This is a genomic window from Streptomyces sp. NPDC088812 (genome assembly GCF_044750285.1).
Taxonomy (GTDB): domain Bacteria; phylum Actinomycetota; class Actinomycetes; order Streptomycetales; family Streptomycetaceae; genus Streptomyces.
Genome location: NZ_JBIVJP010000010.1, coordinates 245,312 through 272,001, shown reverse-complemented (window position 1 = coordinate 272,001; position 26,690 = coordinate 245,312). Strand labels below are relative to the sequence as shown.

Annotated in this window: 26 protein-coding genes and 3 pseudogenes; 18 read left to right on the top strand and 11 right to left on the bottom strand. The window is 71.3% G+C overall.

What is annotated here, in order from left to right:
• The first annotated feature begins 374 nt into the window (after positions 1 to 374).
• Entirely contained in the window at positions 375 to 1,367 is a 993-nt protein-coding gene (locus ACIP67_RS19970; protein WP_401693236.1) for a winged helix-turn-helix transcriptional regulator, read from the top strand.
• A 74-nt stretch (positions 1,368 to 1,441) separates the two neighbouring features.
• Entirely contained in the window at positions 1,442 to 1,924 is a 483-nt protein-coding gene (locus tag ACIP67_RS19965) for a DUF456 domain-containing protein (protein WP_401693234.1), read from the top strand.
• A 100-nt stretch (positions 1,925 to 2,024) separates the two neighbouring features.
• On the opposite strand, the gene ACIP67_RS19960 is transcribed toward ACIP67_RS19965, so the two are convergent.
• The 4 genes from ACIP67_RS19960 to rsgA form a co-directional block, all read right to left on the bottom strand.
• The gene (locus ACIP67_RS19960; RefSeq protein WP_401693233.1) at positions 2,025 to 2,381 is read right to left on the bottom strand and encodes a LamG-like jellyroll fold domain-containing protein; all 357 of its coding nucleotides are present in this window, start codon (positions 2,379 to 2,381) and stop codon (positions 2,025 to 2,027) included.
• Positions 2,382 to 2,507: 126 nt separating this feature from the next.
• The gene (locus ACIP67_RS19955; protein ID WP_401693232.1) at positions 2,508 to 2,984 is read right to left on the bottom strand and encodes a methylated-DNA--[protein]-cysteine S-methyltransferase; all 477 of its coding nucleotides are present in this window, start codon (positions 2,982 to 2,984) and stop codon (positions 2,508 to 2,510) included.
• Complete coding sequence (locus tag ACIP67_RS19950) at positions 2,971 to 4,359, bottom strand: bifunctional transcriptional activator/DNA repair enzyme AdaA (RefSeq protein WP_401693231.1); 1,389 nt, start codon at positions 4,357 to 4,359, stop codon at positions 2,971 to 2,973. The genes ACIP67_RS19955 and ACIP67_RS19950 overlap by 14 nt, the downstream gene beginning before the upstream one ends.
• A gap of 181 nt (positions 4,360 to 4,540) precedes the next feature.
• A complete protein-coding gene (rsgA, locus tag ACIP67_RS19945; protein ID WP_401693230.1) occupies positions 4,541 to 5,698 on the bottom strand; it encodes a ribosome small subunit-dependent GTPase A in 1,158 nt (385 codons plus the stop codon).
• Positions 5,699 to 6,040: 342 nt separating this feature from the next.
• Between rsgA and ACIP67_RS19940 the strand changes: the two genes are divergently transcribed.
• The 5 genes from ACIP67_RS19940 to ACIP67_RS19920 are packed head-to-tail and all read left to right on the top strand — an operon-like array spanning position 6,041 to position 8,948.
• Entirely contained in the window at positions 6,041 to 6,355 is a 315-nt protein-coding gene (locus ACIP67_RS19940; RefSeq protein ID WP_401693229.1) for a DUF4365 domain-containing protein, read from the top strand.
• A gap of 59 nt (positions 6,356 to 6,414) precedes the next feature.
• Positions 6,415 to 6,816, top strand: coding sequence for a hypothetical protein (locus tag ACIP67_RS19935; protein ID WP_401693228.1), 402 nt, complete (start codon positions 6,415 to 6,417; stop codon positions 6,814 to 6,816).
• A gap of 20 nt (positions 6,817 to 6,836) precedes the next feature.
• A complete protein-coding gene (locus ACIP67_RS19930) occupies positions 6,837 to 7,427 on the top strand; it encodes a UbiX family flavin prenyltransferase (RefSeq protein ID WP_401693288.1) in 591 nt (196 codons plus the stop codon).
• 37 nt (positions 7,428 to 7,464) lie between these two features.
• Positions 7,465 to 8,379 (top strand): UbiD family decarboxylase domain-containing protein, encoded by a 915-nt coding sequence (locus ACIP67_RS19925; protein WP_401693227.1) that lies wholly within the window; start codon positions 7,465 to 7,467, stop codon positions 8,377 to 8,379.
• Positions 8,328 to 8,948 carry a hypothetical protein gene (locus ACIP67_RS19920; RefSeq protein WP_401693225.1) on the top strand — a complete coding sequence of 207 codons (621 nt, stop codon included), beginning with the start codon at positions 8,328 to 8,330 and terminating at the stop codon, positions 8,946 to 8,948. Before ACIP67_RS19925 ends, ACIP67_RS19920 begins: the two co-directional genes overlap by 52 nt.
• 85 nt (positions 8,949 to 9,033) lie before the next feature.
• Here ACIP67_RS19920 and ACIP67_RS19915 read toward each other — a convergent pair whose 3' ends face one another.
• Positions 9,034 to 10,260, bottom strand: a complete 1,227-nt coding sequence (locus ACIP67_RS19915) for an ROK family protein (RefSeq protein ID WP_401693224.1) — start codon at positions 10,258 to 10,260, stop codon at positions 9,034 to 9,036.
• Between the two features lie 324 nt (positions 10,261 to 10,584).
• Here ACIP67_RS19915 and ACIP67_RS19910 point away from each other — a divergent pair, with 324 nt between their 5' ends.
• Complete coding sequence (locus ACIP67_RS19910) at positions 10,585 to 12,159, top strand: subtype B tannase (protein WP_401693286.1); 1,575 nt, start codon at positions 10,585 to 10,587, stop codon at positions 12,157 to 12,159.
• A 252-nt stretch (positions 12,160 to 12,411) separates the two neighbouring features.
• Here ACIP67_RS19910 and ACIP67_RS19905 read toward each other — a convergent pair whose 3' ends face one another.
• A complete protein-coding gene (locus ACIP67_RS19905; RefSeq protein ID WP_401693223.1) occupies positions 12,412 to 12,921 on the bottom strand; it encodes a TetR/AcrR family transcriptional regulator C-terminal domain-containing protein in 510 nt (169 codons plus the stop codon).
• Here ACIP67_RS19905 and ACIP67_RS19900 point away from each other — a divergent pair.
• Together ACIP67_RS19900 and ACIP67_RS19895 are read left to right on the top strand one after the other, a co-directional pair.
• A complete protein-coding gene (locus ACIP67_RS19900) occupies positions 12,887 to 13,240 on the top strand; it encodes a hypothetical protein (protein ID WP_401693222.1) in 354 nt (117 codons plus the stop codon). The two genes, ACIP67_RS19905 and ACIP67_RS19900, sit on opposite strands and share 35 nt — an antisense overlap.
• A gap of 94 nt (positions 13,241 to 13,334) precedes the next feature.
• Positions 13,335 to 13,884: pseudogene (locus ACIP67_RS19895) on the top strand (transposase family protein).
• A 57-nt stretch (positions 13,885 to 13,941) separates the two neighbouring features.
• Here the strand turns inward: ACIP67_RS19895 and ACIP67_RS19890 are convergent.
• Positions 13,942 to 14,550 carry a TetR/AcrR family transcriptional regulator gene (locus ACIP67_RS19890; RefSeq protein WP_401693221.1) on the bottom strand — a complete coding sequence of 203 codons (609 nt, stop codon included), beginning with the start codon at positions 14,548 to 14,550 and terminating at the stop codon, positions 13,942 to 13,944.
• A gap of 101 nt (positions 14,551 to 14,651) precedes the next feature.
• Between ACIP67_RS19890 and ACIP67_RS19885 the strand changes: the two genes are divergently transcribed.
• The 5 genes from ACIP67_RS19885 to ACIP67_RS19865 all read left to right on the top strand — a co-directional run bounded on the left by ACIP67_RS19885 (position 14,652) and on the right by ACIP67_RS19865 (position 19,682).
• Entirely contained in the window at positions 14,652 to 15,596 is a 945-nt protein-coding gene (locus tag ACIP67_RS19885; RefSeq protein ID WP_401693220.1) for an amidohydrolase family protein, read from the top strand.
• Positions 15,593 to 16,894, top strand: coding sequence for an MFS transporter (locus ACIP67_RS19880; RefSeq protein WP_401693219.1), 1,302 nt, complete (start codon positions 15,593 to 15,595; stop codon positions 16,892 to 16,894). The genes ACIP67_RS19885 and ACIP67_RS19880 overlap by 4 nt, the downstream gene beginning before the upstream one ends.
• 34 nt (positions 16,895 to 16,928) lie before the next feature.
• Positions 16,929 to 18,080, top strand: coding sequence for an LLM class flavin-dependent oxidoreductase (locus tag ACIP67_RS19875; protein ID WP_401693217.1), 1,152 nt, complete (start codon positions 16,929 to 16,931; stop codon positions 18,078 to 18,080).
• A gap of 91 nt (positions 18,081 to 18,171) precedes the next feature.
• Positions 18,172 to 18,762, top strand: coding sequence for an NADPH-dependent FMN reductase (locus tag ACIP67_RS19870; RefSeq protein WP_401693215.1), 591 nt, complete (start codon positions 18,172 to 18,174; stop codon positions 18,760 to 18,762).
• Between the two features lie 338 nt (positions 18,763 to 19,100).
• Positions 19,101 to 19,682 (top strand): aldehyde dehydrogenase family protein, encoded by a 582-nt coding sequence (locus ACIP67_RS19865; RefSeq protein ID WP_401693214.1) that lies wholly within the window; start codon positions 19,101 to 19,103, stop codon positions 19,680 to 19,682.
• A gap of 67 nt (positions 19,683 to 19,749) precedes the next feature.
• Here the strand turns inward: ACIP67_RS19865 and ACIP67_RS19860 are convergent.
• The 4 genes and pseudogenes from ACIP67_RS19860 to ACIP67_RS19845 all read right to left on the bottom strand — a co-directional run.
• Positions 19,750 to 19,836: pseudogene (locus tag ACIP67_RS19860) on the bottom strand (hypothetical protein); the annotation flags it as partial.
• An 87-nt stretch (positions 19,837 to 19,923) separates the two neighbouring features.
• Positions 19,924 to 20,160, bottom strand: a complete 237-nt coding sequence (locus tag ACIP67_RS19855) for a helix-turn-helix domain-containing protein (protein ID WP_401693213.1) — start codon at positions 20,158 to 20,160, stop codon at positions 19,924 to 19,926.
• A gap of 322 nt (positions 20,161 to 20,482) precedes the next feature.
• Positions 20,483 to 21,955: an ATP-binding protein gene (locus tag ACIP67_RS19850; RefSeq protein WP_401693211.1), complete on the bottom strand. Its 1,473-nt coding sequence runs from the start codon at positions 21,953 to 21,955 to the stop codon at positions 20,483 to 20,485.
• 291 nt (positions 21,956 to 22,246) lie between these two features.
• Positions 22,247 to 22,705: pseudogene (locus ACIP67_RS19845) on the bottom strand (GTPase RsgA); the annotation flags it as partial.
• Positions 22,706 to 23,379: 674 nt separating this feature from the next.
• Here ACIP67_RS19845 and ACIP67_RS19840 point away from each other — a divergent pair.
• The 3 genes from ACIP67_RS19840 to ACIP67_RS19830 all read left to right on the top strand — a co-directional run bounded on the left by ACIP67_RS19840 (position 23,380) and on the right by ACIP67_RS19830 (position 26,680).
• The gene (locus ACIP67_RS19840) at positions 23,380 to 23,664 is read left to right on the top strand and encodes an STAS domain-containing protein (RefSeq protein WP_401693210.1); all 285 of its coding nucleotides are present in this window, start codon (positions 23,380 to 23,382) and stop codon (positions 23,662 to 23,664) included.
• Complete coding sequence (locus ACIP67_RS19835; protein WP_401693209.1) at positions 23,661 to 24,590, top strand: anti-sigma factor RsbA family regulatory protein; 930 nt, start codon at positions 23,661 to 23,663, stop codon at positions 24,588 to 24,590. The genes ACIP67_RS19840 and ACIP67_RS19835 overlap by 4 nt, the downstream gene beginning before the upstream one ends.
• Positions 24,591 to 24,916: 326 nt before the next feature.
• Positions 24,917 to 26,680 (top strand): alkaline phosphatase D family protein, encoded by a 1,764-nt coding sequence (locus ACIP67_RS19830; RefSeq protein ID WP_401693208.1) that lies wholly within the window; start codon positions 24,917 to 24,919, stop codon positions 26,678 to 26,680.
• Positions 26,681 to 26,690 lie beyond the last annotated feature (10 nt).

The following is a 26,690-nucleotide window of genomic DNA, read 5'->3' as shown; positions in this document are numbered from 1 at the left end:
ATGAGTGGGTGGAGAGGCCGCCGGGCGGTCCCACCCCCCACGGGAGGACCGTCCGGCGGCCTCGGGTGACCCGGGCTCAGATCCCCTGGGCGCCCCTGCGCGTCATGAGCCCGCGTCACGTTCCGGGTGCCCGCCGATGCCGTGCCGATGCGGCCGGCGGTCACCTGTGTACGCCCCGGATCGCGATCGGATCCGCGCTGACGGATGATCGCGGCCGCGGGTGATCGCGGTCGCGGCCGCGGATGATCACCGGCGGCCGCCCTGCCACACCATGGCAGAGCGCCCCCGGGTAGGGCGATGATGTGCGGCGGCGGGATTGCGCCGTGGCGGTTTCCCGCCATGGACGACGGGGTGATCGGGGAGGGCGACGGCGGATGCTGGGAGCGATCGGGCTCGACGGGACACACGAGTCGGCGTACCGGGAGCTGGTGTCCGTGGGCGCTGCCGACGTACCGGACCTCGCACGCCGGCTCGCCCTGGGCGAGCACGACACCGAACGCGCGCTGCGCCGACTGGAGCGGCACGGGCTGGTCGCGCAGTCCTCGGGACGGGCCGGCCGCTGGGTCGCCGCGCCGCCCGGTGTGGCCCTGGCCGCGCTGCTCACCCAGCGGCGGCACGAGCTGGAGCAGGCGGAGCTGGCGGCGGCGCTGCTGGCGGAGGAGTACCGGGCGGCGGCGGCCGAGCCGTCCGTGCACGATCTGGTGGAGGTGGTGACGGGCGGGGCGGCGGTCGCGCAGCGCTTCCTACAGATCCAGCTGGGCGCGAGCGACGAGGTGTGCGCGCTGGTCACCGGGACGCCCGTGGCCGTGACCGGCGTGGAGAACGACGCGGAGGAGCAGGCCGCGGCCCGCGGGGTGCGCTACCGCGTGGTGCTGGAACGGGCGGTCCTCGACCAGCCGGACGGCGTGACGGAGCTGACGGCCGCGCTCGGCCGGGACGAGGAGGTGCGGGTCGTGGACCGGGTTCCGACGAAGCTCGTCGTGGCGGACCGCTCGCTCGCCCTGGTGCCGCTCACCGGCCGCTCGGCGGAGCCCGCCGCGCTGGTGGTGCACGCCAGCGGGCTGCTGGAGCTGCTGTCGGGGCTGTTCGAGTCGGTGTGGCGGGAGGCACTGCCGCTGCGGCTCGGCGCGGACGGCGTCGCCGACCGGGACCCCGCCCGCCCCGACGGCCCGGACGACACCGACCTGGAGATCCTGTCCCTGCTGCTGGCCGGCCTGACCGACGCGAGCGTCGCCAAACAGCTCGGCCTGGGCCTGAGGACCGTGCAGCGCCGGGTGAAGCGGCTGATGGAGCTGACGGGCGTGACGACCCGTCTCCAGCTGGGCTGGCACGCGTACGAACGCGGCTGGGTGACCCGGGAACACTGAGCCCCCCGCACCCACGAAACCCCGGGCGCCCCCCTTGACCTGCGCCTTCGCCCGGTCTCCGGCAGGCTGGGCAGATGGACGTGTGGGAGCTCCTGCTGGTCGGGCTGGTCATCCTGCTCGGCCTGTGCGGAGTGATGGTGCCCGGTGTTCCGGGGTCGTGGCTGGTGTGGGCCGCGGTCCTGTGGTGGGCGCTGAAGGACCCGCAGCCCGTCGCCTGGGCGGTGCTGGTGGGGGCGACGGTCGCCCTGTTCCTGTCCCAGGTGGTGCGCTGGACCCTGCCGCCCCGCCGGCTGCGCGTGGACGGCACCACCCGGCGGATGGCGGTGTACGCGGGCGCAGGGGCGTTCCTCGGCTTCTTCCTGCTGCCCGTGCTCGGCGCGATCCCGGGATTCCTGGCCGGCGGCTACCTCGCCGAGCGCCTGCGCCTCGGCCGGTCCGACGCGGCCCGCGCGTCCCTGCGCACGGCGATGCGCGCCGGCGGCTCCCGCGTCCTCGCGGAACTCTTCACCTGCCTGCTGGTCATGGGGGCGTGGCTGGGCGCGGTGCTGTGGGGGTGAGGTACGGCCGTGAGAGCGCGGGTCCCCGCGTGCGGCCGGCACGCGGGGACCCGGGACGGCCCCGGCGGTCTGCTCGGCAGGGGCGGGGACCGATCGGCCCTCAGCCCAGCAGGAGGACGCCGCGGTCTGTCAGGGCGCCCCGATAGGCCCGGATCTCGTCGACGTCACCGTGCAGGTACTCGCCCCACCCGTCACCGGACATGGCCCGGCCGACCTGGAGGGCGCCGGAGCCGGGCCGGCCGTCGGGAAGGACGGCGGTGGCGCCGGCGTTCGTGACGCCGTCGACGTAGAGCTTGATGCGGTCGGTCGCGTCGTCGTACACCACGGCCAGCCGGTGCCCCGCACTCTGGCTGCCGTGGAGAGTCACGACCTGGGACACCACCCTCTCCGGGGCCCCGGCCGCGTCCTCGTGCGGCACGACCAGCTGCCAGGCGTGCAGCGCCGGTACGTAGCGCACCGTTCGGGTCGCTGGAGGCTAGCAGGGGGCACCGACAGAACCGGATCTATTTTCTATGTACTGATGTGCGAGATCGAGGGGATCCGACCGGAACCCGGACCGGACCCCCAGCCCCCTGACACGCCCTCACCACGTCCCCTCCAGCCCGAGCAGCCGCACCTTGCGTTCCAGGCCGCCCGCGTAGCCGGTGAGGGAGCCGTCGGCGCCGATGACGCGGTGGCAGGGGCGCACGATCAGCAGGGGGTTGGCGCCGATCGCGCCCCCGACGGCCCGTACGGCGGGACGGGAGGCGCCGATCCGGGCGGCGATCTCGCCGTAGGTGGTGGTGGCGCCGTAGGGGACGGTGTCGAGGGCGGCCCACACCCGCTCCCGGAAGGCGGTGCCCTCGGCCCGCAGCTCCAGGTGGAACTCCCTGAGTTCGGCGGCGAAGTAGGCGGCGAGCTGTTCCTCGGCGGCACGGAAGGGGCCGCGGTCCTGCCGCCGGCCGTCCAGGACGGGCCGTGCGCCCTTCTGGCCGGGCACGGACAGCGAGGTCAGCGCGCCGTCCGGGGCGGCGGTCAGGAGCAGGGGGCCGAGCGGGCTGTCGACGCTAGTCCAGTACATGGGTTTCCTTCGCTGCGTGCAGGTGGTGGAGGGCGTACGTCCGCCAGGGGCGCCAGGTGTCGGGCACGTCGGCGCCGGGCGGCGCGACGTCGGGGTCGCCGAGGGCCCTGGCCCGGACGTCGGCGACCGTGCGCCCGTCCAGGCCGGGCAGCGCGAGCAGCGCCGCCTGGGCGTCGTCCCGGTCCGCGCCCGCGTCGAGGCGCACGGTGCCGTCGGCGAGGGCGGTGGCGAGGGTGCCCACGGGGCCCGGGACCCCCGCCAGCGCCGCCGGTTCGGGGAAGAGGTGGGTGAGGCTTCCGCTGGGGGCGTCCAGGGCCTTGCCGTGGGCGGCCACCAGGTGTGCGGTGGTTCTCCGGCCCGCCAGCGCCCGCACCGCGTACTCGTCCGGGTCGGCGGCGCCGGGCGCGCGCAGTCCGGGCCGGGCGGCGACGAGCGGGGCGAGCCGCGGGTCCGCGCCGAGCCGCTCGTCGACGGCGTAGGGGTCGGCGTCGAGGTCGAACAGCCGCCGCAGCCGCTGGACGGCGGTGGTGAGGTCGCGCGGGTCGGTGAGGTGCAGCCGGGCGGGGAGCCAGCCGCCGGGGTGGACGGCGGAGGCGGGCGCGGAGCCCGTCCGTTCCTCGACGGCGGCGATCCCGGTGCCGTACGGCAGGCGGAGCGTGCGGCGGTAGGTGCGGTGGCCGGGAGGGCCGTCGACCTCCTCGACGCCGGTCACGGCCTCGCGTCGCAGCAGGTCGAACACGGCGGTCGCATGGTACGGGCCGCGGTGGGCGAGCCGCAGCGGGATCCCGCCGCCCGGGGCGGCCGTACGGCCCCGCCGGGGGGCGGCGTCCCGCAGCCGGGTCGGGGTCAGCGCGTACACGGCGCGGATGGTGTCGTTGAACTGCCGGACGCTCGCGAAGCCCGAGGCGAAGGCGATCTCGGTGACCGGCAGGTCGGTGGTCCGGAGCAGCACCCGCGCGGTGTGCGCGCGCTGCGCCCGCGCGAGGGCGACGGGCCCGGCCCCCAACTCGGCGGTGAGCTGCCGCTGCACCTGGCGGGCGCTGTAGCCGAGGCGTGCGGCGAGCCCGGCGACGCCCTCCCGGTCGACGACGCCGTCGCCGATCAGCCGCATGGCCCGCCCGACCACGTCGGCGCGCGCGTTCCAGTCGGCCGAGCCGGGCGCGGCGTCCGGGCGGCACCGCCGGCAGGCCCGGAACCCCGCGCCCTGCGCGGCGGCGGCCGTCGGGAAGAACCGCACGTTGCGCCGTTTCGGGGTGACGGCGGGGCAACTGGGCCGGCAGTAGATGCCGGTCGTCGCGACGGCGAAGAAGAACGCGCCGTCGAACCGGGCGTCCCGGCTGCGCACCGCCTCGTACCTGGTCTCCTCGTCCTTCACGGGTTCCAGTCTTCGCCCGTGCGGAGGGCTCCGCTAGCGGGATTCGGACGGGGTGGTGGGCGGCCGGTCGCCGCCCACCACCCCCGCCGACCGCCGTACGCCCACCACCCCGGCGGGACGCCATGCGCCCACCACCCCCGCGGGACGCGGTGCGCTCACCGCCTCCGCCGGCCGCCGTCGCTCATCGCCACTGCCCGCGCTTGGCCCGTCCGGCCGCCCGGCCGTCGGCCTGCTTGCGCTTCCAGTCCTGCCGGACGTCGGCGCGGACCCGGGCGTCGGACTTGGCGGTGATCCACTGGTTCTCGCGGACGAGCTTGCGGTAGCTGTCCAGGCGGCGCGGGGACAGGTCGCCGGCGTCGAGGGCGGCCAGCACCGCGCAGTCCGGCTCGTACACGTGGGCGCAGTCGGGGAAGCGGCAGCCGCGGGCGAGTGCGTCGATCTCCGAGAACACCTGGCCGACGCCGTGCCCGGCGTCCCAGAGCCCGACGCCGCGCAGTCCCGGCGTGTCGATGAGCACCCCGCCGCCGGGCAGCGTCAGCAGGTTGCGGGTGGTGGTGGTGTGCCGGCCCTTGCCGTCCAGGTCGCGGGTGGCCTGGACGTCCATGACGTCCTCGCCGACGAGCGCGTTGGCGAGCGTCGACTTGCCCGCGCCGGAGGCTCCGAGCAGCACGGAGGTGCCTCCGCCGAGGGCGCCCGTCAGCTCCCGGACGCCCTCGCCGACGAGGGCGCTGACGGTGTGGACGGGTACCCCGGGCGCGCTGCGCTCGACGTCCTCGACGAGGTACGCCCGTACGGCCGGGTCGGGCACGAGGTCGGCCTTGGTGAGGACGACGACGGGCTGGGCACCGGACTCCCAGGAGAGTGCCGACTTATGCAGCAGGGCCTCACCGCTCGAACTGGACATGGCCAACGCCAGGAACCGCTCGATCCGCCCGAGGTCGAGTTCGACCGCGAGCGACACACAGATGACGACGTGATCGATGTTAGTGGCCAGCACCTGGCCTTCGGAACGCTTGGACGATGTCGACCGCACGAAGGCGGTACGGCGCGGCAGCAGCCTCCGCACGTACAGCGGGTCGCTGCCTTCAGGGTCTACGGCGACCCAGTCCCCCGTGCACACGACCTTCATCGGGTCGCGAGGAACAACGAACTCAGTGTCGGCACGGACCATGCCGGCCGGCGTGACGACGTCGCAGAGCCCGCGATCGACCCGGACGACGCGACCGGGCACAAGACCCCGCTCGGCAGACGGCGCGAACTCAGCCTCCCAGCCCGCGTCCCAGCCATACGGCTGGAGCGGATGCGAGGAGGACGGGCTCGGGAGAGAAGAGGAAGACAAGGGGTGACCCTTCACAAGGGTGGCCCCGGCACCGCGCCCACGGGCACGGAAGAAGGAGTGAGGTCAGCCGGCGGCCACAGAGGTGGACTTGACGAACTTCCGGACGCGGGCAACGCCCGTCGCGGCGACAGCCATCGGTCGACACCTCCAAGAACACGCACAGCGGACAGCAGCGGCACGCAACGGCCGCGAGAACGAGCATGAGCGTAGCCACTCGCGTCGACGGCCGCGAGTGCTTTTCCCCTCGGCTGACGCAGGGCGACTCGGACGCAGCTCGGACTGTCAGTGGCGATGACTACCGTGGCGAACGAGGGGTCTTCCTGCGAATTATTCACGACCTGTATGGAGCAGTTCCAAGAGGGCTACGTGCAGTGTGTCGCCGCGACGGCGGGATGTCTTTTCATCAAGCAGGAACGGGACATGTTCGGCATGGACGCCATGATCGTGCGCCCGTCCGTCGACCCGTTCGGAGAAGAGACGAGCTGCTACGTCCAGCTCAAGAGCACGACCCAGATCGCGCCTCGGGCAGGGATCGCCTCGTTCAGCTACCGCTTCGGACACCGCAGCTACATGGAGCGCCTGGCACTCCCCCGCAAGGGCATCAAGTCGCGGTTGGTGGTGATGGCGCTCCCCAGGGGCCAGGCCGAATGGACGTAACCAGATGGAGCGAGGATCTCCGAGGGGGGGCCATTTGATCGAACCGGAACTCGGGTGTAGTGCTGAGCCCGGTCGGGCGGCGGACCCGCCCGAGCAGGAGGGCCGAGCCGGTCCGGCCCGAGCACGGCCGGCCGGGTCCGACCGCTCTGCCCCGTTACCGCGAACCGGCCAGGCCGCTGACCGCGCTCGTCGACTTCGGCACCTGCTTCGAGCCGGTCACCCGGCGTCAGTACGCGGGTTCCTGGCGAGGGAGCTGCGCCACCGGCCCGGCCACTGACTGGCCGCTCCGTCGAACCAGGCCCACCAAGCCTCGGTCTGCACGGCGGTACAACCGTCTTCCCGAGCGGCTGCTGGGCTTCGTCGGCCTGGACCAGAGCGACTACTACGCCTGGCAGCAGGGTGGCAGCCGCGCCTCCGTGGAACGGGCGGCCTCCCGTACGGCACGAGGAGCCGAGGCGTGACCACCCGGCTCGTGGTCGGGATGACCGGTGCCAGCGGCGCGCCGATCGGAGTCCGGCTGCTGGAGGTCCTGCGCTCCATCGACACGGTGGAGACCCACCTGGTGACGTCCCGCTGGGCCCGCAGCACCATCGAGTTGGAGACCCCCTACAGCGCCCGGGAGGTGGCCAAGCTCGCCGATGTCGTGTACGGCCCCGGCGACCAAGCCGCCGCCGTGTCCTCGGGCTCGTTCCCGACCGACGGCATGGTCATCGCGCCGTGCAGCATGAAGACGGTCGCCGGTATCCGCACGGGATACGCCGAGGACCTGATCGGGCGGGCCGCCGACGTCACTCTGAAGGAGCGGCGGCGTCTGGTCCTCGTGCCCCGCGAGACGCCGCTGAGCGAGATCCATCTGGAGAACCTGCTCGCGCTGTCCCGGATGGGCGCGGTGGTGGTGCCGCCGGTGCCCGCTTTCTACAACCGGCCCGAGACGATCGACGACCTCGTCGACCACCTGGTGGCCCGCGTCCTGGACCAGCTGGGCCTGGTCACCGACCACCCCGGCCGCTGGACCGGCCTGTCGGCGGCCCGCCGCGAGGCGAGCCCGGACGCCGGAGCCCCGCCGTCCTGACCTCGCCCGCACCGCTGTTCCGATCTGGAGATGTGCCATGTCCGACCAGCCCGCTTCCGTCAACGACCTGCGCTCGGCGCTGGCCCTGCTGGAGCAGCACCCCGGCCAGCTGCACACCACCGACCACCCCATCGACCCGTACGGCGAACTAGCGGGTGTCTATAAACGCGTCGGCGCCGGTGGCACGGTGGAGCGGCCGACCCGGGTCGGGCCGGCCATGCTCTTCGAGAACGTCAAGGGCTACCCCGGCGCCCGCATCCTGGTGGGCCTCCTCGCCAGCCGGGACCGGGTCGGCCTGCTGCTGGACTGCCCGCCGCGTGAGCTGACCCAGCGGATGACCGATGCGGTGCGCAATCCGGTGGAGCCGGTGTTCGTCGGCGCTGACCAGGCCCCCTGCCAGGAGGTCGTGCACCGGGTCGACGACGACGGCTTCGACCTGCGCACCCTGCTGCCCGCGCCCACCAACACCGACGACGACGCGGGACCCTACTTCTGCGAGGCCCTCGTCCTCGGCTCCGACCCCGAGACCGGGCACACCGACGTCACCATCCACCGGCTCTGTGTGCAGAGCAAGGACGAGATCTCCATCTTCTTCGCGCCCGGCCGACACATCGACGCCTTCCGCAAGAAGGCCGAGGAGCGCGGGAAGGCGCTGCCGGTCTCCATCAACATCGGTCTCGACCCGGCCGTCTACCTCGGCACCTCCTTCGAAGCCCCTACCACCCCGCTCGGCTTCGACGAACTCACCATCGGCGGCGCCCTGCGCGGCGAAGGCGTCCAGCTCGTCGACTGCCTGACCATCGACCAGAAGGCCATCGCCCGCGCCGAGATCATCATCGAGGGCGAGATCCCCCCGAGGTCCGGGTCGCCGAGGACCAGAACACGAACACCGGGCACGCCATGCCCGAGTTCCCCGGCTACGACGGGCCCGCCAATCCGTCCCTGCCGGTGATCAAGGTCAAGGCCGTCACCACTCGGAAAGACGCCATCGTGCAGACCCTCGTCGGCCCCGGCGAGGAACACGTCTCGCTGGCGGGCATCCCCACCGAGGCGGCCGTCCTGCGCATGTGCGAGGACGAGTACCCCGGCTTCGTACTCCAGACCTACGCGCATTCCTCCGGCGGCGGCAAGTTCCTCCAGGTCATCCAGGTGAAGAAGACCGCCGAGTTCGACGACGGGCGGGCCCGCCAGGTCGGCCTTCTCGCGCTGGGCATCTACACCGAGCTCAAACACGTCGTCATGGTCGACGAGGACGTCGATCCGTTCGACACCGAGGACGTGCTGTGGGCGATGACCACCCGCTTCCAGGCCGACCGGGACCTGGTGGTCCTGCCCGGCGTCGCCGGACACGTCCTCGACCCCTCCCAGACACCGCAGTACAACCCGGCCCTCCCCGCCAAGGGCGTCACCGCCAAGATGGTCTACGACGCCACCCGGCCCTACGGTCTGCGCGATATGTTCACCCGCGCCAAGTTCCGCGATGTCGACCCGCGGCCCTGGTATCCCGACTACCAGGAGTGATGTACTGCCGGGCCACTGTCTCGAGCCGGGCGGCCGACGGCTGTGCACAGCGATCTCGCGGACATGTTCTCGGGCGCCCGACGGGTCATGAGCCGGCCTGCGGAGACACCGACAGCGGCACGACAGTGGGCATCGCCAGGACATGTTCTCTGCCTACGTGGATGACACCCCTGAGCGTGGCATCGTCGCCGAGGACGCCGGTGGAGACCGCGAACCCCACATCCGCGATGGCGGTACGCCGGCCGGCGAGTCGGGCGTCGATGCCCGGCATCAGCCACGGGGCCCAGTCGGCGAGATGGCCGCCGAGGATGGCCTCTCCCGCGTCGGTGACGCTGGCGACGGCCAGCAGGGCGGCGCCCAGGGCGTGTCCGGCGGTGTCGAGGGCCGCGCGGGCCCGCTCGTCACCGGCGCGCAGCCGGCGGTTCAGTTCAGCCCGGGCGGCGGCGGGTCCCGGTCCTCCCGTCCCTTCGGGGATTCCGGCGGCCCGGGTCAGTGCCCGGAGGTGGAGATAGGTGGTCAGGCAGCCGCGTGCCCCGCAGCGGCAGGGCGGGCCGTCGAGGGACACCGGCACGTGTCCGATCTCCCCGGCCATCCCATGGCTGCCCAGGTGCACGCGCCCGCCGATGAGCAGACAGCCGCCCACTCCGGCGTGGGCGGTCGCATAGACGACGGTGTCGGGATGCTTGACGCCCTGCGCGGCGAGCGCGTGGTACTCCGCGAGCGCGGCCATGTTGGCCTCGTTCACCACCTCGACCGGGCAGTCGACGTGCGGCAGGTGCGCGGCGACCAGGGCCGCCAGGTCCGTAGTACGCCAGCCCAGGCCGATCGCGTGGCCGACCTTGCCGTCGATCACCGCTCCCGGCACGGCGATGACCACGATGGCGAGCTGCGCGCCGCCGGCCCGTTCCACCGTTCCCGCGACCGTCCCAGCGATCTCTCTGGCCACGGGCTCCGGATCTCCGAAGGGAGCCCCGTGCCGTCTGTCGTCGGTGTGCACCGTGACACCGGAGAGGTCGGTCGCCCGCAGTCTGATCATGTCGTGGGTCACCTGCACGGCCACCGTCCAGACCCTGCCGGACACCACCCGCAGCAGGCGACGTGGTCTGCCCCGCCCTCCTGACACGCCCGCGCCGACCTCCTCCACCAGTCCCCGCCCGGCCAGGTCCGCGACGATCGCCGTCACCGAGGCATGGGCCAGCCCGGTGGCCGCGGCGATCTCGGTGCGGGCGCACGGCCCGCAGTCGTCGACATGCCGCAGGACGAGGGAGAGGTTCGAGCGCCGTACGTCGGCGGATGCGGCTGGAGCGTTCACGGAGCAATTGTTCCTGATGCCCGCCCGCCGTCGAGGACGGGCGGGGACTTGCGGTATCTTTTTTTCGGGCATCGAAAATAATTGCCGTCGACCGGTTCGCCAGTCGACCCCTCCGCGTTGCATTGATGCGAAACTGGGCATTTCGCGTGAAGTCGTTGCATACATTGACGATCAACGCGAATCATCTCTAGGTTCCTACACGGGGCGCCGTAAAGCCGTTTGATCCAGCCCGGTCGGCGCCCTCGACCGTCACAAGGCAGGGGTACTGCCGCGATGAGGAGACAGATCGTGAAGCACAGGGACATCAAGCGGCGGAACGTCGTCATGGGGATCGGCGCGGCGGCGGGGGTCGCAGCGGTCGGGGGCATCGCCCTGACCGCCAACGCGTCCAGCAGCAAGGGCAAGGGCGTCTCGGGCTCGTCCGACGCTCTGGTCTTCGACCAGGACGACTACACGGAGCTGACCGAGACGATCGCCGACGCGGCCGGCAAGGACCACGAGGTGGTCTACCACTTCTACAAGCCGCGCGACTACGTCACGAACCCGTCCGACGACACCCACCAGAGCCTCGTGGTCAGCGTCCCGGTGAAGATCGACGGCAAGGCCGTCGACGCCTCCGGCGCCCCGATCGTCCTGGCCAACGCCATAGGCGCCTACATGCCGTCCAGCGTGGCCAAGGCCACCGGCGTGGGGCAGAACGCGCTGGAGATGACCGTCATGGGCGCCATGCCCGGCGGGGGCACCTCCAGCGGGATGCCCAGCGGGATGCCGAGCGGCGGCACCGGAGCGATCAACGGCATGGTGAACCTGGCGAACCTGGCGCTCGTGGCGGGCTACGTCGTCGTCGAGCCCGGCGCCCGGGGCCGCAGTCTCACCGACTCCTCCGGCGCGTACTACGGCACCGCGCCGGCCGCCATCGTCGACCTCAAGGCCGCCGTGCGGTACATCCGGTTCAACAAGGGCCGTATCCCCGGCAACACCGACCGGATCGTCTCCACCGGCACCAGCGCCGGCGGCGCCATGTCCGCCCTGCTCGGCGCGTCCGGCGACAGCCCCCTGTACGACGAGTACCTCAAGGAAGCAGGCGCGGCAGACGCCTCCGACGCCATCTTCGCCACCGGCACCTGGTGTCCGATCATGGACCTGGAGCACGCCGACGCCGCCTACGAGTGGAACTGGGGCACCAACGTCACCCAGTCCACCGGCAAGACCGTCGACCAGACCGTCTCCAAGGAACTCCAGTCCCAGTTCGCCGAGTACCAGGCGTCCCTCAAGCTCAAGGGCTTGAACGGCTTCGGTCCGCTGACGGCGCGCAACTACGACGAGTACCTGCTGAAGACGTACATCCAGCCCTCGGCCACGAAGTATCTGGCGGCGCTGTCGGAGTCCGAGCGTACGGCGTACCTGGCCAAGAACACCTTCATCACCTGGTCCGGCGGCAAGGCGACCTTCACGTGGGGCGACTACCTCAGCCACGTCGGGGCCCGCAAGAAGACCGCTCCCGCCTTCGACGCCTTCGACCTGTCGGCCGGCGAGAACAACGAGTTCGGCACCGGCACCACGAAGGACCGCCACTTCACGGCCTACAGCCTCAAGAACGACACCACCGGCCTGACCACCAAGCGCCTCGACAGCGACATCCCCGAGCTGCTGCGGCTGATGAATCCGATGTACTACGTCGAGCAGCGCAACCGCAGCCGGTCCAAGCACTGGTGGATCCGCCTCGGCACCAGTGACAGCGACACCTCGCTCACGGTCTCCGCCAACCTCGCCGCCGCCCTGGACAACATCGGCGACGACGTCAACCACGAGTACTACTGGGACCAGGGACACGCCACCAACACCGACCCGGGCGACTTCATCACCTGGGTCGCCAAGGTGACCGGCTACAAGAAGTAGCAGGGCCGCCGCCTTCGCGTACCGCCCCTGTCCGGGCCGGACCAGACTGCCTCCGGTTCCGGCCCGGACCGGGGCTGCTACGGGAGGACCCGGTCAGGACCGGCGGGCAGCCCTTGCCCTGCTTGGCCCACCGAGCAGGCAGCCGGCGGTGCAACTGGTCCACACGGTGTCGCAACCGTGGGCCGACGGGCGTACAGCCCGGTTCCGTCACGCGACGAGGGGAGCGGGCGCCCCGAGAGGTGCCGCGCCCGCTCAGTCCCGGTCTCGCGTCAGGTCGCGCAGCAGCGCTTCCGCGCCGGAGATGAACAGGTCCACACTGAGTTCGAACTGCCGCTCGTCATAGGTGGTGACCGGGAGGTCGGCGATGCGCGCGAGCGTCTCGAAGTCGGCGGCGTCCCGCCGGTCCAGTGCCTTGCGCAGGATGTACGGCCGTGGGGTCACGCCGCTGCGGGCGGCGGTCGCGACGTCCCGGGCGTAGCCCAGGCAGATGTTGGCCAGCAGCGACAGCACGCGCATCGCGTGTTCGTCGTCGAACCCCGCCCGCACCATCACCTCCAGCACGGCCTCGGTCGGTTCGAGCACCTTGGTGACGTACGGGTCGCTCAGCCGGATCCGGTCGGCCAGCACACCGGCGGCGACGGCACTGTCGGTGAAGCCTCGGGCGTAGGCGCGGCAGGCGTCCTGCCACGCCGAGTGCCGTGCGATGTCGACGGCGGAGAAGTGCGTGGTGAAGGAACAGCAGACGCAGGCGATCCTGCGCAACCACATCGCCTGCCGCCTCCAGGAGGACACCGACACCGGAGTCCGCGTTCGCAACGGCTCCAGGAACCAGGTGAACGAAGCGTCGCCCCGAGGGCTCGTCAGCTACCTCCATGGCCTCCGCACCGTTGAGAGCGACAGCATGAACGACCTCTACAAGGCGATCCTCGCGTTGCCTGAGCAGCTGTCCACGGTCATCGTCCTGCGCTACATGCTCGGCTACTCCAGAGAGAACCGGGTCAGTGAGCGTTTCAGCACGGCCACTGATCGGGTGACGCTGGTGGTGTGCGAAACGCACGAGGCTCCCGTGCCGTTGGGGTAGGTGTGCGAAGTCTCAACCCACAGGCGCAGGAGCCGCGTTGGATCCGTAATCTGCCGCACTCGACCTGCCTCACGCCCTGGTCGAGTGAGTCACGATGCCCATCGTTACCCGGGAGGGTGACCGCCGCTGCAAGCTCCCGCCGCACCAGCGTGCGCTGGTCGGCCTGGTGTATCTGCGCCGGCACGACACACTCGCGCAGATCGCGGCCGGCTTCGGCATATCCGTCGGCACCGCCTATGCCTACACGGCCGCCGTCATCAATCTGCTCGCCGACCGCGCGCCCGGCCTCCTGCATGCCCTGCGCGAAGCCGACCCCTAATGTCCTGCTGGACGGCACGCTCGTGGAGTGCGACCGGGTCGGCGACAGCCGCGCCGACTACTCCCACAAGCACCGCCGGCACGGGGTGAACGTGCAGCTGATGGGAGCCGGCTCGTGGGTGACGACGCCCCTCAGACGCCCACCGGGCCGCGAGTTCACACCGACCCAGCAAACCGTCAACCGTGCGCTGTCCGTGGCCCGGGCACCGGTCGAGCGCGGTGTCGCGAGACTGAAGTCCTGGCGCATCTTCCGCAGATCCCGGTGCAGCCCGAATCGAATGACCGCAATCGCCGCGGCCGTCCTCACGCTGGAGCGGCAACGCTGAACGACCTCAATGGCTGTCGAGACGCCTGGCCGTCGTATCACGGAAGGGCGTCTCGGATCAGCCGGTGAGGTAGCGGACGGTGGCGCGGCTGAGCTGGTCGAGGTAGGTGTCCCAGGTGCGGCGGGCGTGGGCGGTGAAGGGCTGCTGGGGGCGCATCTTGCCGACGAGGCTGGCGAAGACGAGTTCGATGGCGAACTCCACGCGCTCCCGGGTGGCTTCGGTGGGAAGGACGGGTTCGATGACGGAGCGGAAACGGGTGCTGAGGGTGTTCATGGCCTTGTCGGTCATGCCGGGTTCTTGGGGGTTGTCCATGCGGAGCATCACCGGACCGTAGGTGCGGCAGACGGCCGCCAGAGCGTCGACGGCGGCGCGGACGGCGGCGTCGAGGGTTGCGGGATGTGCACTGCGTGCTTGCTCAAACGTTCCGGCCTCGGCTTCGGCAACTTCCTGGAGCAGGCGCTGCCGGGTGTAGTCGATCAAGGCGTCGCGGTTGGGGAAGCGCAGGTAGAAGGTGCTGCGGCTGACTTTCGAGCGTCTTTCGACCTCGCCGACGGTGATGGCGTCCCAGCCCCCCTCGATCAGCAGCGTGACCGCGGCGGCGTAGATGCGTTCCAGCTTGTCGCGGCTGCGGTCCTGCTGCGGCGCCCGCACGCTTTCACGCGTCATCGGCTCTCCTTCACATCCCGAATTGGACTGCCTCTTGAAGAACTGTACTGGACCAGTACGATCCACTTCACCCCGCACAAGGAAGGCCAGGTACCCACCCCATGACCGTCGTGGATGTACATGCTCACCATCTGCCGGCACGGCTCGGTGAGCGGTTCTTCGAACTGTCCGGAACTCCCTATCCCCTGCGGCACGCCGATGAGCAGGCCCGCCGGATCGCTGACCTGGACGCCGCCGGTGTCGACGTGCAGATCCTCGGCCTGGGCGCGGTGCAGCCCTACTGGCCCGACCGCCAGGCCGCCGTTCAGGGAGCGCGGTTCGCCAACGACCTGTACGCCGAGATCGTCGAGGGCAACGGCGGGCGGCTGCGCGCGTTCGGCGCGGTCCCGCTCCCGCACCCGCAGGAAGCCGCCGCCGAGGCGGCGCGCTGCCTGGACGAGCTGGAATTCGACGGGATCGGGCTGGGCTGCTCGGCGGACGGCGTGCCGCTGGACGATGCGCGCTTCGACCCGCTGTGGACCGAGTTGGAGTCCCGCGGCGCCGTCGCCTACCTGCATCCCGGCGTCGCCAACACCGGGCTGGTCGGTGTCGCCGACTACCCGATGCTGCTCGGCCCGGTGTTCGGCTCCCCGGCGGAGCAGGCTGTCGCCGTGGCCCGGCTGGCCCTGGCGGGCACCCTGGAGCGGTTCCCGCGGATCCGGTTCGTGGTGTGCGGGATGGGCGGGTCACTGCTGGTCTCCCAGGCCAAGTTCGCCGACAGCCTCCAGCGCGGCAAGCGGCACGAGGAGACGCGCGACGCCGACGCCGTCCTGGCGCTGCTGCGCGAGCACGTCTGGTACGACACCGCCGCCCTCGACCCCGTCCTCGCCCTCGCCGCCCGTCAGGCACAGGTGGTGGACCGGCTCGTGTTCGGCTCCGACAGCCCGTGGGGCAGCGCCCCCCGCGCCATGGCGGCGCTGCGGGCGAACCTGTCGCAGCCGGAGGCGGACGGTGTGCTGGCGCGCGGCGCCGACGTCACCGCGCGGCCAGGGGGGACCGGCGGATGAGCGACGTGGAAGAGGTCGCCGCAGGCCGGGGCACACCCCGCATTCCACGGAAGTTCCTGATCACTTACTCCTTGGCCAGCTTCGGGCTGTGGATGGCGACGATCCCGCCGATGATCGTGTCGCTCCCGCTGAAGACCGACGCTATCGACCCGGACCCCAAGACGCAGGGAATCACCCTGTCGATCGTGCTCGGCGTCGGCGCTGTCTTCGGAATCCTCGCCAACCCGGTCTTCGGCCGGATCTCCGACCGGACGACCTGGCGGTTCGGCATGCGCCGTCCCTGGCTGCTCACCGGCGCGATCCTGTCGGCCACCGGAGCGGTCACCGTCGGCGTCAGTGGCAATCTGGCCGCCGTGACGGCGGGGTGGGCGGTCAACCAGATCGGGCTGAACGCCACCCTGGCCGTGCTTCTCGCTCTGATCCCCGACCAGGTGCCGACCCAGCGCCGCGGTGCGGTTTCTGGACTGATCGGCCTGACCCAGGCGATCGCCGCCATGGCCGGTGTCGGGCTGGTCTCCGGGCTGTCGGAGGTGTCTTCGGCCGCGGCGCTGGTGGTGCCGTCGGCGCTGGCGCTGGTGCTGGTCACCGTCGCGGCCCTCACCCTGGACGACCGGCGGCTGGCGCCGGCCGACCGGCCGCCGTTCGACCTGGGCGAGTTCGTCCGCAGCTTCTGGGTGGACCCGCGCCGCTTCCCCGATTTCGGGTGGGCGTGGATCAGCCGGTTCGCGATGTTCATGGCGATCTCGCTGGTCCTCAACTACCAAGTCTTCTACCTGACCTCGCACCTGGGCTACACGAAGCACGAGGCCACCTCTCTCATCCCGGCCGCCGTCGGGGTGCAGACCGTCCTGACCATCCTCGCCAGCGTCACCCTCGGGCCTCTGTCGGACCGGCTGACCCGCCGCAAGGTCTTCGTCCTGGGCTCGGCCCTCGTGGCCGGCGCCGGAACGGCCGTCCTGGCGCTCGCGCCGCCCCGCACCTCGTCGTTCCCCTTGTTCCTGCTGGCGATGGCGCTGGTCGGGCTCGGCCAGGGCGCCTACTTCGCCGTGGACCTCGCCCTCGTCGCCGACGTACTGCCCAACAAGGACAAGGACGCTGCCAAGGACCTGGGCGTGCTCGGGATGGCCAACCTCATCCCCCAGTCGATCGCTCCTGCCGTCGCACCGGTCTTCCTCGCGATACCCCTGCTGTCCCTGACCGGGCTGTCCGGACAGAACTACACCGCCCTGTACCTGGCCGGCGTGCTGTTCGCGGCCCTGTCCGCCGCCACGATCCTGCCGATCCGCAGTGTGCGCTGAACCGCCCCATCTCCTTTCGCAGAAAGAACCCGTCATGCACTTCTCGCTCTTCCTCGGCCAGGCCGTCAGCGGCTGGCCGCACGATACCGCCGCGATCGACCTGGGCATCGAGCAGGCTCATTACGCCGACGAACACGGCTTCACCGCCGTCTACTCCGGCGAGCAGCACTTCAACGACTACGAGCCCTACGGTGACGGCCTGGGCATGTCGGCCTACTTCGCCGGCCAGTTGAACAACGCCTACGTCGGTCTCAGCGTCGTGCCGCTCGTCGTGCACCACCCGCTGCTGTTCATCCAGCGGGTCAACCTCCTCGACCAGCTCGCCAAGGGCAAGAGCATCGTGGGGATCTCCGCCGGCCGCCCCTTGCAGGGCGCGGCCTTCCACGTCGCCGACCTCACCCCGCCCGAGCGTGCCGCCCTGTTCGACGCCAAACTCGACGTCGTCGAGCGTGCCTGGGCCCACCGACCCGGCGAAAAACTGGAATTCGACACCGGACGCGAGAGCGGATCGATCGGCGGGCGCTCCGGTGAGCGGATCATGCCCTACTCCTACCGAGACCCGCATCCGCTGTACGCGATCGGCACCAATACCCCCGCCAAGATCACCGAGGCCGGGCGGTCCGGCCGGCTGGTCCATCTCGGCCCGTTCCCGCTGCGGGCCGCCGCCGACATGGCCGCGCTGTACCGGCGTGCGCTGACCGAGGGCGGGGCCGACGACGCGGCGGTCGCGCACGCGATGTCATGGCTGATTCACACAAAGATGGTGATGGTCGCCGACACCGACGCCGAGGCGTGGGACCACGCCGAGGAGGCGTTCCGCGGGCCGCTGACCACCCCGCCGTGGATCCACCCCACCGCGGAAGAGCAGGGCAAGCCCCTGCGCGAGGTGTGGAAGCTGCCGACCGGACCGATCGCCCCGGCCATGGGCCGGCCCGAGAGCCTGTCGGCCTACCTGCACCGCATCATCATCGTGGGCAGCCCCGGCACCGTCGCCCGCGAGGTCGCCGCCTACGGCGACGCCGGCCTGCCCCACATGCACCTGCGGTTCGCGTTCGGGTCGGCCGCCGATCCCGGCATCTACCGCCGGTCCCTGGAACTCTTCGCCACCGAGGTCATGCCCAAGGTCGGCTCCTCACTGATCCCCGGCCCCACCACCGACCAGATCCGCGCCGAGTACCGGCCGTGACCTCCCTCGCCGGTGCCGCCCAACGGCACCGGCGCCCCGCCCGGCTCGCCCGGGAACCCGCGTCCGCGCACCACCGAAAGACGTGATACCCATGCTGATCGTCGGAATCGGCGGGACCACCCGCCCCGGCTCCACCAGCGAACTCGCCGTCGCCACCGCCCTGGCCGCCGCGCAGCGCAAGGGCGCCGACACCCGCCACTTCGGCGGCACCTACCTCGCTTCCCTTCCGCACTACACCCCGGAAAACCCCGCCCGCACCGCCGCCCAACACGAACTGGTAGAGACCGTCCGGCACGCCGACGGCCTCATCATCGCCACCCCCGGCTACCACGGCGGCATATCCGCCCTGGTCAAGAACGCCCTCGACCTCCTGGAAGACCTGCGCACCGACACCTCCCCCTACTTCACCGGCCGCGCCGTCGGCTGCATCGTCACCGCCGCCGGATGGCAGGCATGCGGCACCACCCTCACCTCCCTGCGCTCCGTCGTCCACGCCATGCGCGGCTGGCCCACCCCCCTGGGCGTCACCCTCAACACCGCCGCCACACCCCCGTTCGGCCGCGACGGCGCCTGCACCGGCCCCGCCGCCGACCGGCTCACCGGACTGGCCAACCAAGTTCTCTCCTTCGCCACTTGCCACGCCTCCGGCCCCAGAGACCCCGCTACCGCACCCACAGCCTGACTCCCAGCAGCACGCAAGGAACCGCCTCCGGCAGCGAACGAGCACGCCCATGGCGAACCCCTGGCCTGTACGAAGCCCCGCTGACCCTCCGCCCCTGCGCTCGACGGCCACCCCGCACTGGCACATCCGCAGCAGCATCATGCAGGGCAACCGACAGAGATCTACCTGCGGGTGGCCCCGGAGAACTACGGCGTCCGCCCAGGTCACCCGCCATCAACGGCCCGCTGCTGGCGTGTGCCATACCTCGGAGGGCTGACGGAAATGCCAGCGGTTCCAGCGAGGCCGCAGCGCCACACAGCGAAGCACAGCCGGACGGCGGCCTTTTTCCGCAGCGCCCCATGTTCGGTGCCGATCCCGCACGCAGTCCCGACTACGGCCGCATCGTCAACGACCGGCATCTGGCTCGTCTCACCGCACACCTCGACGGCGCGTCGATCGCCTTCGGGGGACAGCACAGCGCGGCGGATCGGTATCTCGCGCCGACCGTCGTGCACGCGCCGTCACCCACGCGGACAGCCCCGGAACCGACGTACCTGACGGAGGAGTTGTTCGGTCCCGTGCTGCCGATCGTTCCCGTCTCCTCGGCGGACGCCGCCATCGAGTACGTCGTCTCCCGGGACAAGCCGCTCGCCCTGTACGACTTCTCCGCCTCCGCGGCCGTCCGGCACGCGTTCGTCACCCGTACGTCGTCGGGAGGCGTCGGGCTGGATGTCCCCATGCTCCAGGCGGGAGTCCGGGACCTGCCCTTCGGGGGTGTCGGTGCGAGCGGCATGGGCGCGTATCACGGGCAGTACTCGATCGACACTTTCAGCCATCGCAAGCCGGTTGTACGCAAACCGCACGTGCTGGACACCCTGCGCTTCGCCCAGCCGCCGTTCACCGAGGCCAAGCAGCGGGTGGCCAGGAGGGCGAGCGGATAGCCGCCGTGGGCGGCTCACCGGCGGGTGAGCCGCCCACGGCGGCCGGTGGTATCCATGGGCGCCTCGGTCAGCCGGTGGTGCGGGCCGCCGCCAGGTCGAGGGCGATGTCGGTGATCACGTCCTCCTGTCCGCCGACCATTCCCCGCCGGCCGACGCCGCCTCCGAAGGCAACAACCGCCTCATCAAGCTCGAAGCACGTAACGCCTTCGGCTTCAGGAACCGCGCCAACCAACGCCTGCGCTCACGCTGCGCAACCACCCGCCGGAGCCGGCGAGAGGCGCACCCCCACTAAATTCGAAGACCCGGCATCGTCGCAAACTTTGGCGAAATCACGGGACGCCATCGCCAGCCCTCTCTCAACTTTACTGAGATGACTTTTGCTGCAAGAAATCTTCTTGGAGAAGGAAATTAGACTGAATCCTCGCGCGCTACGCCTCCGGCGGAGCTCACTGCCAAAATCGCAAGAGATCTCGTTCACACCCCCAGCACCTCCGCAATCACCTTCGCGGCGCCGTCCACTGCCAACGAGAACACAGAACCGGGATCACCCTGGTGCATGGAGGTAGCATCCCCCAAACAGAGGCAGGACGTTAGGCGTTTCCTGTCTTCAATGAGAATCGGAAACAGGAAACCGCGCCGCCCCATCGCTCTTGCTCCTTGCGCCGACAACTGGGCTCAGGTCGCACAAGCGGTCGCACGGGGCCAACCGCAAGTCCCATTGTCACCCTCGGTCGCCTGGCATCAGGGGAGTGCGCTCCTATCTCCCCGACCTGAACGTGCTCGTGTCCTCTGGCCGCACGTCATGACATGCCGTAGAGCGTCTTCAAGTCGATCAGTTCGACATGAGGGTCAAGATGCGCGGCGGCGTAAGCCTTGTCGTTGAAGCCGGCACCGCTGAAACACAGGAGCCGAGTGCCGGTGGTGTCGTAGCGACCCGCCTCGGTGATGAGATCGCGGATGTGCTGAAGGCGCTCGACATGGGCGATGCCCATGGTGTCGTTCCATTTGGCCTCGCCAATGGCCAGGAGGGGCGGCTTGGAGCCGTCGGCAATACCGATGACCGCCACATCCACTTCGTGTCCGACGCGAGCCTTGGGATCGTGTACCACGCCGTGTCCGACCCGGGCGGGCAGACCGCCGATCAGCTCCGGGTCGGCGTGATGCAGCGCCCAGTCGCGACAGACCTGTTCGAAATGAGGGCCGAGGACATTGCTGGCGAAGCGGCGCCGGCTAGCCTGCCAGACCCGGGCCGCGCTGCCGGGGCGTTCGAGCTGGTCCCAGACCGGTCGCATGATGGCGTGATAGAAGCCGATCAGCGGTTCGGCGATGCGGTAGGTCGGGCGGTTGTCACGGAAGGCGTCGGCGTCCCGGTGCAACAGGCCAGCATCTTCGAGGACGTTGATGGGGTGCGCAATGTCGGTGGCCTTGCGTTCCAGGTACCCGGCCATACCCCCGCGGGTCGCGTTGCCGTCGGCGACCGCTGCCAGCACAGACAGGTACAGGGCGGTGTCTCGCAGGTCGAATTCTTCCGCGAGCAGATAGCGGGCCTCTCGGAACAAGGGGGTCTCTGGGTTGAGGACGGTCCGGATGACCCAGTCGTCGAAGTCCTCGGCTCCGTTCGGGGTGTCGCCACGGGCGAATTCACGTCGATACGCAGGTGTGCCGCCGACAATCGCGTTGACCTGCAGGGCCAGACGCGGGTCTGTGATGTTCCAGAATTCGGCCGCCAGACGGTAGTCGAGAGGCCGGACGACCAACTCCAGCCCTGCCCGGCCTCGCAGGGGGGCATTGCCGGCCAGCAGCCTGCCCATGAACGACAGCGCCGAGCCACACAGCAACAGGCGGGTGCGGGAGCCGCTGCGCTGGTCACGCAGCGTCCGCAGCGCCTCCTGGATGATCGAGGGAAGCTCCGGATTCGCCTTGGCCAGGTACGGGAACTCGTCGATCACGACCGGCACGGGCCGCTCCGTACCCAGCGCGAGGAGCGCGTCGACGGCCTCAGCCCAGTCGGCGAAGTGGTACGGACTCGTGGGTCGCACATGCGCGGTGAGCGCAGCGCTGATCCGCCGCAGGGATTCGGCATCAGCAGCCTCGGTCGCGCCGAAATAGAACCCGCCCGCGGCACGGCTGGCCGCGTCGAGCAAGAAGGTCTTGCCTTGTCGGCGCCGCCCAGAGACCACGCCGAGCGTCGCTCCAGGCTGTTCATCCTCGATGAACCGCGTCAGCGCCGACCATTCGTAGTCACGGTCGAACATCTCGACGGGCTTGTCCACGTCCCTCCGATTCCAGAAGGTAGAACCATACAACTATGAACTGTACCCCTATATCTTTGACCGGTCGCGGCGCGTCTCCAGACGGCCCTGTTTCCGCGAGCCGGGGTCTGCCTGACTCACGGACGAAGAATCCAGTGCTGCTACGACCGGTTGAGTCCAGGGAAACAGCCCGCGAAGTTCGCCCGCCTCTGCCGCCGACCGGGAGTGACGCGGTCCATGGGCCGGACCGGCGTGCGGATGCGGTCGCGAGTGGAGGAGTCCGCCCTGCGCAGCTTCCTAGCGCTGCGTAGTCGCGCCGCTCTCCCAGGCGAGGGCGAGGAACCGCTCGACCCGCCCGAGGTCGAGTTCGACGGCCAGGGACAGGGCGATGACGGCGTGGTCGGCGTTGGCCGCGAGGATCTGCCCCTCGGACCGCTTGGAGGAGGTGGAGCGCACGAAGGCGGTGCGGCGCGGCAGACACGCCCGTACGTAGCGCGGGGTGCCGTGGGCGTCGACGGCGACCCAGTCGCCGGTGCAGACGACCCGCAGGGGGTCGTGCGGGGTGACGAACGCGGTGTCCGCCCGTACGACACCGTCGGCGGTGACGACGTCGCACTGCCCGCGGTCGACCCGGACGACACGGCCGGGCAGCAGGCCCCGCTCGGCGTGGCCGGTGAACTCGGCCTCCCAGTGCCCGTCCCAGCCGTAGGGGGCGAGCGGGTGGGGGGAGGGCGAGAGGGAGGAGAGGCCGGAGAGGCCGGAGAGGTTCAAGGAGGACCCTTCACAGGGCGGTCCCGGGTGGCGCGCGGGGGCGCGCGGAAGTGACAGGTGGTCAGCCGGAGGCCGCGGAGGTGGAGTGGACAAGCGTCTGGTCGCTGTGGACAGCACCCGTGGTGGCGACGGTCATCGGTCACACCTCCCGTTCCTCGTACGGCTGTCGGCGGCGGTGTCCCGCCCCCGTGTGAAGCGAGGCCCATCATAGGAGGGCCCGGGTACCCGGCGCGATCGGATAAACGCCCCGGCGGGAGAACGCGGGCGGGCCGTCCGGGCCGCCGGGCCGTCCGGGCCGCCGGGCCGTCCGGGCCGCCGGGCCGTCCGGGCCGCCCGCCGGGCCGTGCGGCGACGCGCTGGACCGGTCGCCGCCGGACGGACGGACGGTGACGCGCTGGACCGGTCGCCGCCGGACGGACGGTGACGCATGAACAGTGGCGGACGGGCGCCGGGGACGGGCGCCGGGGACGGACGATGGCGCCCGGCCGCGGCCGCACGTCGCATCCGGCGGCCCCGGACGGCACGGTAGGCTGCCTGTCCGGAATGGGTCGTCTCCGCCGGACTCCGCCGGGACGGCGGGCGGCGGACCGTTGAGGAGACCGAGTGTGGAGGCCGCACACGACACGGGGGAACGTGCTCCGGTGCAGGGCGGGGCCGTGCTGGAGGTGAGCCCATTGCCCGGTCGTTCCGGGATATGCGTCAGCGGTGAGATCAGTGTCGCCACCCGCCTTTCCTGGGAGGCGGCCCTCACCGAACTGGCCCGGCGGCACACGGACGTGTCGTACGTGGAGCTGTCACGCGTCGGGTTCGTCGACGTGGCCGGGGTGTCGGCGCTCGCGGTCACGGCCATGAGCCTGTCGCACGGGCGGATGGTGGTGGAGCACCCGCCGCCCCAGGTGCCACGGGTGCTGGCACTGTTCTGGCCGGCCCTGCGCGGGATCGAGGTGGCGCCCCGATGAGCTCCATGGCAGGCGACGAGCTGTTCGCCCACCCGGCACTCTTCTACCGCACCGCGCGGGAGTACGCCGAGCAGACCGTGTCGTTCGTCCGGGACGGCCTCGCCGCGGGCGAGCCCGTGGCGGTGGCGGTGCCCGGTCCTCGGCTGGAGCTGATCAGGTCCGGGCTGGGGGCGGACGCCCGGGACGTCCGCCTCCTGGACATGACCGAGGCCGGCCGCAACCCGGGGCGCATCATCCCCGGCGTCCTCAAGGCGTTCGCCGACGCCCATCGGCAGAGCCGGGTGCGCATCATCGGCGAGCCGATCTGGGCGGAGCGCAGCACGGTGGAGTACCCGGCGTGCGCGCAGCACGAGGCGCTCATCAACGCCGCCTTCAAGGGCCGCGCGGTGACGATCCTGTGTCCGTACGACGAGTCCCGTCTGGACGCGGAGGTCCTGGCCGACGCCCGGGTCACCCACCCCACCGTCATCGCCGGCGGCCGCGAACAGCCGAGTGAGGCCTACGACTGGCAGGCCGTCGTCGCCCGCTACAACGAGGCGCTGGTGCCCGCCGCCGACGCCGCCGTCCGTGCCTTCGAGGCGGCGGAGCTGCCGGCGGTCCGTCACTTCGCCGTGGCGCGGGCCGCCCGGCTGGGCCTGGCCGGGCAGCGGTTGCAGGACGCCGAGCTGGCGGTGGCGGAGCTGACCACCAACAGCGTGGTGCACGGCGGCGGACGCGGAACTCTGGCGGTCTGGGCCGAGGGCGGCCAGGTGGTCTGCGAGGTCCGCGACGAGGGACGGCTGACCGATCCGCTCGCCGGACGCAGGCCGCCCGAGCACGGCCAGATCGGCGGCCGGGGCCTGATGCTGGTCCACTACGTGGCGGACCTGGTGCGCGTGCACACCTCCGAGAAGGGCACCACCGTCCGCTTCTACCTCACTTACTGACACGGTCGGTTCCGTCCCCTGTGGCGTCCCCGTGACGTCCCGTGACGTCCCCGTGGCGCCCTGGGGCATCCCTGTGGCGCCGCCGGAGGGACCGGCCACCGAGACGGCTGCGCCCCGAACGCGCACCGAACACGGCCCCGACGCGCGCCGGAACGGCGCGAACCGCGCGACCGGAGCGGGGCCCGGACCGCCGTGGACTCGGCCGGAGTCCGCCGCCACGCCTGCCGGATTTATGCAGTTTATCTGCTTAGCATCTAGATGCCTGCCGCCCGCAGGCTCCGGCCCGTGGGCCGCAGACGCACCCCTGCCCCCGGGAGCCCAGGCCGATGCGCCCGACAGGCCGTCACACCCCGTTGCCCGCACGGTCCCTGCCCGAACGGCTGCTGACCGAGCGGCTCCTGACCCCCGAGCGGTCCCTCACCCCGTACGGTGACGATCACGGGCTGAGGCGGAGTCACAGCCCCGGTCACCGCCGCGCTCCGCACGGACCGCGCGCCGCCGCCGGGCACTTCGGACGCCGGCGTTTCCTGACGATCGGCGCCGCCGCCACGGCCTTGGCCTTCGCCGCCCAGGTACCCGCGACGGGCGCGGCGGCCGCCCGTGAGCTCGACGGGGCGCGGATCGCCGGCGAACCGTTCACCCTGGGCGTCGCCTCCGGGGACCCGCTGCCGGACGCCGTGGTCCTGTGGACGCGGGTGGCACCGGACCCGTACGAGCCGGGCGGGGGGCTGGCCGGGCGGTCCGTCTCCGTCGCGTGGGAGGTGGCGCGGGACGAGCGGTTCGCCACGGTCGTGCGCAGCGGTACGGCCCTGGCGTTGCCCGAGTACAACCACACCGTCCACGTCGACGTCGACGGGCTGGAGCCCGGCCGTACGTACTGGTACCGGTTCAGGACGGGCACCTGGATCAGCGAGACCGGCCGCACCCGTACGGCGCCCGCGCCCTCCTCCGCCGTCGCGTCCCTGTCGTTCGCCGCCGTCTCCTGCCAGGCCTACCACGACGGGTACTACACGGCGCACCGGCATCTGGCCCAGGAGGACGTGGACGTCGTCTTCCACCTGGGGGACTACCTCTACGAGTACGCCGTGAACTCCGCCGGTGGCGCCCGCGGCTACACCGACCTGGTGCTGCCCGACGCGTTCAACAGGGAGACCGTCACCCTGGAGGAGTACCGGCTGCGGTACGCCCTCTACAAGAGCGACCCCGATCTGCGGGCCGTCCACGCCGCCCACCCCTTCGTCGTCGCCTGGGACGACCACGAGACCGAGAACAACTACGCCGGTGCCGTCGACGAACACGGCAACCCGGCGACCGAGTTCCTGCTGCGCCGGGCCGCCGCCTACCGCGCGTACTGGGAGCACCAGCCGCTGCGCGCCGCACAGCAGCCCGTCGGGCCCGACATGCGGCTCCACCGCCGGCTGCACTGGGGCACCCTCGCCCAGTTCGACGTCCTCGACACCCGGCAGTACCGCTCCGACCAGGCCTACGGCGACGGCAAGCACGTCCCCGGCCCCGAGTCCGACGACCCGGCGCGCACGATGACCGGGGCGGCCCAGGAGCGGTGGCTGATCGACGGGTGGCGGGCGTCGCAGGCGCTGTGGAACGTGATGCCGCAGCAGGTCTGCTTCTCCCAGCGCAAACTGGACCTCACCGCACAGCCGCTGATGTCGATGGACGCCTGGGACGGCTACCGCGCCTCCCGCGGCCGGATCCTCACCGGGGCGCGGTCGGCGGGGGTGGAGAACCTGATGGTCCTCACGGGCGACGTCCACGTGGGATACGCCTTCGACATCAAGGCCGACTTCGACGACCCCGCGTCGCGGACCCTGGGCACCGAGATCGTCGCCACGTCGATCGCCAGCGGCCGGGACGGCGCCGAACGCCCCGCGAACTGGCAGACGTACCTGACCGCCAACCCGCACCTGAGGTTCTACGACGGCCGGCGCGGCTATGTGCGGGTCCGGCTGGACCGCGCCTTGGCCCGAGCCGACTTCCGGACGGTCGCCGCGGTGACCGTCCCGGACGCCCCCGTCTCCACCGCCGCGTCCTTCGTGACGGAGGCGGGCAACCCGGGCCTCGTGCCGGTGTAGGCCCTGGGGG

What these genes read in the sequence shown, in the direction of transcription:
- ACIP67_RS19970 (WP_401693236.1), top strand. Translation starts at nt 375, where the DNA reads ATGCTGGGAGCGATCGGGCTCGACGGGACACACGAGTCGGCGTACCGG.
- ACIP67_RS19965 (WP_401693234.1), top strand. Translation starts at nt 1,442, where the DNA reads ATGGACGTGTGGGAGCTCCTGCTGGTCGGGCTGGTCATCCTGCTCGGC.
- ACIP67_RS19955 (WP_401693232.1), bottom strand. Translation starts at nt 2,984, where the DNA reads ATGTACTGGACTAGCGTCGACAGCCCGCTCGGCCCCCTGCTCCTGACC.
- ACIP67_RS19940 (WP_401693229.1), top strand. Translation starts at nt 6,041, where the DNA reads ATGGAGCAGTTCCAAGAGGGCTACGTGCAGTGTGTCGCCGCGACGGCG.
- ACIP67_RS19930 (WP_401693288.1), top strand. Translation starts at nt 6,837, where the DNA reads ATGACCGGTGCCAGCGGCGCGCCGATCGGAGTCCGGCTGCTGGAGGTC.
- ACIP67_RS19925 (WP_401693227.1), top strand. Translation starts at nt 7,465, where the DNA reads ATGTCCGACCAGCCCGCTTCCGTCAACGACCTGCGCTCGGCGCTGGCC.
- ACIP67_RS19920 (WP_401693225.1), top strand. Translation starts at nt 8,328, where the DNA reads ATGCCCGAGTTCCCCGGCTACGACGGGCCCGCCAATCCGTCCCTGCCG.
- ACIP67_RS19910 (WP_401693286.1), top strand. Translation starts at nt 10,585, where the DNA reads ATGGGGATCGGCGCGGCGGCGGGGGTCGCAGCGGTCGGGGGCATCGCC.
- ACIP67_RS19890 (WP_401693221.1), bottom strand. Translation starts at nt 14,550, where the DNA reads ATGACGCGTGAAAGCGTGCGGGCGCCGCAGCAGGACCGCAGCCGCGAC.
- ACIP67_RS19885 (WP_401693220.1), top strand. Translation starts at nt 14,652, where the DNA reads ATGACCGTCGTGGATGTACATGCTCACCATCTGCCGGCACGGCTCGGT.
- ACIP67_RS19880 (WP_401693219.1), top strand. Translation starts at nt 15,593, where the DNA reads ATGAGCGACGTGGAAGAGGTCGCCGCAGGCCGGGGCACACCCCGCATT.
- ACIP67_RS19875 (WP_401693217.1), top strand. Translation starts at nt 16,929, where the DNA reads ATGCACTTCTCGCTCTTCCTCGGCCAGGCCGTCAGCGGCTGGCCGCAC.
- ACIP67_RS19870 (WP_401693215.1), top strand. Translation starts at nt 18,172, where the DNA reads ATGCTGATCGTCGGAATCGGCGGGACCACCCGCCCCGGCTCCACCAGC.
- ACIP67_RS19865 (WP_401693214.1), top strand. Translation starts at nt 19,101, where the DNA reads ATGTTCGGTGCCGATCCCGCACGCAGTCCCGACTACGGCCGCATCGTC.
- ACIP67_RS19835 (WP_401693209.1), top strand. Translation starts at nt 23,661, where the DNA reads ATGAGCTCCATGGCAGGCGACGAGCTGTTCGCCCACCCGGCACTCTTC.
- ACIP67_RS19830 (WP_401693208.1), top strand. Translation starts at nt 24,917, where the DNA reads ATGCGCCCGACAGGCCGTCACACCCCGTTGCCCGCACGGTCCCTGCCC.